This is a genomic window from Kitasatospora sp. NPDC091276 (genome assembly GCF_040684355.1).
Classification (GTDB): domain Bacteria; phylum Actinomycetota; class Actinomycetes; order Streptomycetales; family Streptomycetaceae; genus Kitasatospora.
Genome location: NZ_JBFBFU010000075.1, coordinates 1 through 4,213 on the forward strand (window position 1 = coordinate 1; position 4,213 = coordinate 4,213).

Sequence of the window (4,213 nt, forward strand, 5' to 3'; positions counted from 1 at the left end):
CGTCCACGAGCACGAACCGGCCCGGGTTCTCCGACTCCGCCACCCGCACCAGACCCCACACGGCAGCGCCGACGAGGTCGGACACCTCGCCACCCACCACGGCACCCCGCGTGACGAAGACGAGGCGCGCGTCCGCGAACCGAGGCTCGACCAGCCACTCCTGCACCAGGCCCAGCACCCACGCCGTCACCTCGTGCACGGCCTCCGGCGTCGAACCACCCGCCACCGGGACCACCACGGCACCCGGCACCTCGTCCGTCAGGTCGGCGAACGACGCCACGCCCGCACCCAGCGTCGCCGCCGTCACGCGCTCACCCGCGCGCGACGGCGCGGGCACCCATTCCAGCCGCAGCAACGAGCCCGCCGCAGCCGCTCCCTGCGCCACGGCAGCCGGCTCGGCCAGCGTCAGGTCCTCGGCGGACAGCACCGGCTCCCCGGCGGCGTCCACGACGGCGAGCGCGAGCGTCTCCCCACCCGTACGCACGAGCCGGGCCCGCACCACGGACGCGCCCGAGGCATGCAGCGACACCCCGGACCACGCCACCGGCACCAGCCCCCGGCCGTCCGCCCTCACCACGGCCGCCAGCAGCGCCGGGTGCACGCCGAACCCCGCGGCGTCATCGGCCGCGCCGCCCGGCAGGACGGCCTCGACGAAGGTCTCTTCGCCGCGCCGCCAGACCGATCGCAGCCCGTCGAAGGCCGGACCGAGGTCCGCCTCCTCCTGGATCCCGGTCAGCTCCGCGACAACCGCGCCCTTCGGCGGCCAAACCGAGGCGTCGAAGTCGGCCGTGCGCTCGCCGCGGACGAGCTCGCCCGAGGCGTGCTCCGTCCACGCGCCATCGGCGTCGGCGTCCGGACGGGAGAAGATCCGCACCGGGCGCGCGCCGGAGGCCGTCGGGGCGTCCACCTGGATCTGGACGACTACCGCGCCGTCCTCGGCCAGCACCAGCGGTTCGGCGAGCGTCAGCCGCTCGACCCGGTCACACGCCACCTGGTCGGCGGCCCGGACGGCCAGCTCCAGGAACCCGGTCGCCGGGAAGACGGCCACGCCACCCACCCGGTGGTCGCCCAGCCACGGCTGCGCCTTGAGCGACAGGCGGCCGGTCAACAGCGTGCCCTCGGCGTTCGCGAGCGCGACGGTCGCGCCCAGCAGCGGGTGCTCGGCGGGCGACAGGCCGGCGCCGGTCACGTCGCCGATGCGGCGGGCGGGGCGCGGCCAGTAGTGCTCGTGTTGGAAGGCGTAGGTGGGCAGGTCGACGCGGCGGGCGCCGGTGCCCTCGAAGAGCCGCGCCCAGTCGACCGGGACACCCGCGACATGCAGGCGGGCCAGCGCGGTGACGAGGGTGTGCTCCTCGGGCCGGTCGCGACGCAGCAGCGGGAGCGCGGGAGCGTCCCCGTCCTGCTGGGCGAGGGCGGCGAGGACGCCGTCCGGGCCCAGCTCGACGAAAGCGGTGGTACCGGACTCGCGCAGGGTGCGGACGCCGTCGGCGAAGCGGACGGCCTCGCGAACGTGGCGCACCCAGTAGTCGGGGCTGGTGACGTCCTCGCCGAGGGCGCCGGTGAGGTTGGAGACCAGCGGGATCGAAGGCGCGCTGAAGCTCAGCCCGTTGAGGACCTCGCGGAAGTCCTCCAACATCGGGTCCATCAGCTGCGAGTGGAACGCGTGCGAGACCTGCAACCGCGTCGTCCTGCGGTCGGCGAAGTGCTCCCCGATCTCCGCGACGGCCTCCTCCGTACCCGAGACCACGATCGAGGTCGGACCGTTGACGGCCGCGATCGACACGAAATCCGTGAGCAGCGGCAGGACTTCGTCCTCCGACGCCTGCACCGCCAGCATCGCGCCACCCGACGGGAGTGCCTGCATCAGACGGCCACGAGCGCTCACCAGCTTGCAGGCGTCCTCCAGCGAGAACACCCCGGCCACATGCGCCGCCGCGATCTCGCCGATCGAGTGCCCGGCCACGAACTCCGGCCCCACACCCAGCGATTCGAGCAGCCGGAACAGCGCCACCTCGACCGCGAACAGTCCGCACTGGGCGTACTCCGTCCGGTTCAGCAGTTCCTCGTCCTCACCCCACACGACATCCCGAACCGGCAGCTCCAGCGCGGCGCACACCTCGTCGAAAGCCCGAGCGAACACCGGGAACCGGGTATACAACTCCCGCCCCATCCCCAGCCGCTGCGACCCCTGCCCCGAGAACAGGAACGCCGTCGACCACTCCCCCGCCACCCCGCGCGCAACCTCGGCCCCGTCCACCAGCACCGCCCGATGCCCGAACCGCGAGCGCCCCGCCAACACGAGGGCGACGTCCACGGGAGAATCATCGACCTCGGCGAGCCGCTCCACCTGCGCGTCCAGCGCCGCCCCCGACTTCGCCGAGACCACCCACGGCACCACACCGGGCACGACCGAGAGATCCGCCCCGGAAACATCCTCCGCCGGAGCCTCCTCGACGATCACATGCGCGTTCGTCCCGCTGATCCCGAACGAGGACACACCCGCCCGGCGGGGCCGGTCCACCTCCGGCCAGGCTCGGGCCTCGGTGAGCAGCTCGACGGCCCCCGCCGACCAGTCCACCTCGGCCGACGGCGCGTCGACGTGCAGCGTCTTCGGCAGCACGCCGTGCCGTAGCGCCATCACCGTCTTGATCACGCCGGCCGCGCCCGCCGCCGCCTGGGTGTGGCCGATGTTGGACTTCAGCGAGCCGAGCAGGAGCGGCTGTTCACGGTCCTGCCCGTAGGTGGCGAGGAGCGCCTGGGCCTCGATCGGGTCGCCCAGCGGCGTGCCCGTCCCGTGGCCCTCGACGGCGTCCACCTCACCGGCCGACAGCCCGGCGTTGGCGAGCGCCTGCCGGATCACGCGCTGCTGCGAGGGGCCGTTGGGCGCCGTCAGCCCGTTCGACGCACCGTCCTGGTTGACGGCCGAGCCGCGCAGGACGGCCAGCACCGGGTGCCCGTTGCGGCGGGCGTCCGAGAGCCGCTCCAGCACCAGCACGCCCGCGCCCTCGGCCCAGCCCGTCCCGTCCGCCCCGTCGGCGAACGCCTTGCAGCGCCCGTCCGAGGCGAGCCCGCCCTGCCGGGAGAAGCCGGAGAAGCTCATCGGCGTCGACAGCACGGTGACTCCGCCCGCGAGGGCCAGCGTGCACTCGCCGGCCCGCAGCGCCTGCGACGCCAGGTGCATCGCCACCAGCGAGGACGAGCACGCCGTGTCGACGGTGATCGCCGGGCCTTCCAGGCCGAAGGTGTACGACACCCGGCCGGACAGCACGCTCGCCGTCAGGCCGGTGGTCGCGTGGCCCTCCATGTCCTCGTCCGAGTTCATCACCACGCCGACGTAGTCGACACCCGCCGTGCCGACGAACACGCCGGCGCGGGTGCCGCGCAGGCCGCTCGGGTCGATGCCCGCCCGCTCGAAGGCCTCCCACGACGTCTCCAGCAGCAGGCGCTGCTGCGGGTCCATCGCGAGGGCCTCGCGCGGCGAGATCCCGAAGAAGCCCGCGTCGAACTCGCCGGCCGCGACGAACCCGCCCTCGACCGAGGCGCTACTGCCGCTGCCCTCGCCGAGCAGCGCCGCGATGTCCCAGCCGCGGTCGGCTGGGAACCCGGTGATGCCGTCCCGCCCGTCCGCGACCAGCCGCCAGAGCTCCTCGGGGGTGGTCACCCCGCCCGGCAGGCGGCACGCCATGCCGACGATGGCGATCGGCTCGTGCCGGCCGGACTCGGCCTCCAGCAGTCGTTGGCGTGTCTGGTGCAGGTCGGCCGTGACCCACTTGAGGTAGTCAACGAGCTTGCTGTCGTTCGACATGGGGGGTGGTGCCTTCCTGTGATGAGGCGGGTCGGTCAGCGGTCGCTCAGCCGGCCGAGCTCGTTGTCGATGAAGGCCAGGACCTCGTCCGCGCTCGCTGCTTCGAGCCGCTCCGCAATGGCGTCCTCGGCATTCTGCGCGTCCTGGTTTCGCAATTTCTCCAGCATTCGGCGCAGCCGGAGCGAAACCGCGTTGCGGGTCGCCTCGTCGGTGTCCGCATCGGCCAGGGCCGCGTCCAGGCGGTCGAGTTGGCCGAACAGCGCGGCGCCGTCCGCGGCGTCATGCTCGTCCAGGAGCACGCCGAGCAGGTGTGCGGCGATCGCGGCGGGGGTCGGGTGGTCGAAGACCAGGGTCGCGGGCAGGCGCAGGCCGGTGACGGCGGTGAGGCGGTTGCGCAGTTCCAGGGCG

The 4,213-nt window shown here is 73.7% G+C and carries 2 protein-coding genes; both read right to left on the bottom strand.

The genetic code is table 11. The features are described from left to right. A partial coding sequence (locus AB0O19_RS38370) for a beta-ketoacyl synthase N-terminal-like domain-containing protein (RefSeq protein ID WP_363626374.1) occupies window positions 1–3,805 on the bottom strand: 3,805 nt, incomplete at its 3' end. Between the two features lie 35 nt (window positions 3,806–3,840). Then, window positions 3,841–4,213, bottom strand: a 373-nt coding sequence (locus AB0O19_RS38375; RefSeq protein WP_363626376.1) for a phosphopantetheine-binding protein, incomplete at its 5' end; no start/stop codon positions are given.